Source organism: Kribbella sp. NPDC048837 (genome assembly GCF_055586945.1).
The window spans coordinates 1-1,634 of sequence record NZ_JBVJHF010000030.1 but is presented as its reverse complement, the minus strand read 5'-3'; the positions used below and the strand labels follow the sequence as shown (position 1 = coordinate 1,634).

The window sequence follows — 1,634 nt, the reverse complement described above, 5'->3', positions numbered from 1 at the left end:
CACCGAGGAGAACTCCCAAACCGCAGGCGCGATCAGCGCCTAACCCGACAACGACGAAGGACCAAACGTCGTACACCACCTCATGGGACTTGACCAATCCGCCGACAGATCCGCAACACAGTTCCGTCAGACGATGCGCGACAGGCTGGACATCTGGCGACCAACTGAGGACGGCCTGCCACCGCACGAATCTGCCGATGAGCGGGCTCTCTGGTCGGCCCTTTTAGAACTCGGGCGTGTTCGAGATGGCCGCTGGACGGAAGCCGCGCGCGATCATCCAGACCGCCAGCACCATCTCCTGGACGGCCAGGGGCAGGCTGAGGAGGTTCACCGCGGAGGAGTTGATGCCGACAACGCCGTACATCGCGAGCAGGTAGGCGGCAGCGTAGAGCGGGATCCCGATCAGACCCCACGACGCGATCCAGCGGGGGACGATGCGCGACCAGAAGAGCAGGACGTAGAACAGGGCGCCGCCAAGGCAGAACACCAGCGACATGATGACGCTGGCGCCATCAGAGTCGATCACGAGGGTGCCCAGACGGACGCCTGCTGGTGAGGCCGTGCCCGGTCCTGCCGACACGGTGTCGGCCAGCGGCACGAGCAGCAGCCATGCGGTGGCGACGATGACGTAGGCGATCGCCTCGACCGCCCCCCGGATGATCAGGTAGCCAGTCGCGAGCACTTCATTCACCCGGCGCAATACGGGGAAGAGCACCACCGGGACCATCGCGAGCGACAGGCCCATGACAAGCACGAGCAGCGCCCCCGTCGCGACGGCGCCGGAGTGGTCCGCGGCGTAGGCGAGCGGGTCGTCCGCGTTTTGCACCGGAAAATATGTGAGGCCCTTGCTGAGGATGCCGGCCACCGTCCCGATGATGTACAGGATCCCCGCTGTCGTGGCGGCAGCCCTGTGCTCACGCACTCGGTTGCCGGACCGAGAATCGCCTTGAATGCGTGGTGGATACGACTTCGTAGGTGACATGGTCCACACACCTCCACTCGATCTTCATCCTTCAGCGGCTTGCGCGGTGAGGTCAGAGGCGAAAGCCTGTCGCTGAGACGGCACACGTCCGCATCTGCCGCCGTTAGTGCGTCCTGATCTGCCGATGAGCGGGCGTCCCGCCCGTGGCTCGTGGGAGAATGCCGCCATGGCGTCTGAGGGCGACCCGTGCGATCCATTCGTCGAATGGCAGCAGCGGCCGGAGCGTTCCGCCGCCGGAGTACTCGTCGGACTAGTCGCGGCTTGGATCACTGGTGCTTCTCTGATCCTCGCGATGCTCGAGGTGGAGTCAGGGACAGCGCCGGTTAGTGGTACCGATTTCGTGCTACTCATGGCCGTTCCCGTCATCACGGGCGCTGCGGCTTGCGCCGTGCCAGCGGTACGGCACTGGGCGGGCTATTTCTTGCCCGGCGCGACGGTCGGTTGGGGCCTTGGCTACCTCAGCTTTCTCCTGCTCTGGCTGCTCGCCTTCATCAGTCAACGCTGAACAATGGCGGGCTAGGCGCTCCGCCATCTCAACGATCCGAGACACGCTCGGACATGGCTCCCTTCTGTGTCAAGAGGCGGCGGGCAGCGGGGTCGTAGGCTGTTGTTCGGCGGGTCCGGGAAGTGGCTTGTCCGAAGAGCCGGCGTT

At 65.1% G+C, this 1,634-nt stretch carries 2 protein-coding genes; one reads left to right on the top strand and one right to left on the bottom strand.

Annotated elements, in window-relative coordinates; all coding sequences use genetic code 11:
* Nucleotides 1–223: 223 nt before the first annotated feature.
* Nucleotides 224–982, bottom strand: coding sequence for a DUF4386 domain-containing protein (locus ACZ6O0_RS44445; protein ID WP_465771177.1), 759 nt, complete (start codon nt 980–982; stop codon nt 224–226).
* A gap of 166 nt (nt 983–1,148) precedes the next feature.
* Between ACZ6O0_RS44445 and ACZ6O0_RS44440 the strand changes: the two genes are divergently transcribed.
* A complete protein-coding gene (locus ACZ6O0_RS44440; protein WP_465771176.1) occupies nt 1,149–1,487 on the top strand; it encodes a hypothetical protein in 339 nt (112 codons plus the stop codon).
* Nucleotides 1,488–1,634 lie beyond the last annotated feature (147 nt).

Bases quoted from the DNA above. Each gene is read 5' to 3' on its own strand.
- ACZ6O0_RS44445 (WP_465771177.1), bottom strand. From the start codon at position 982: ATGTCACCTACGAAGTCGTATCCACCACGCATTCAAGGCGATTCTCGG.
- ACZ6O0_RS44440 (WP_465771176.1), top strand. From the start codon at position 1,149: ATGGCGTCTGAGGGCGACCCGTGCGATCCATTCGTCGAATGGCAGCAG.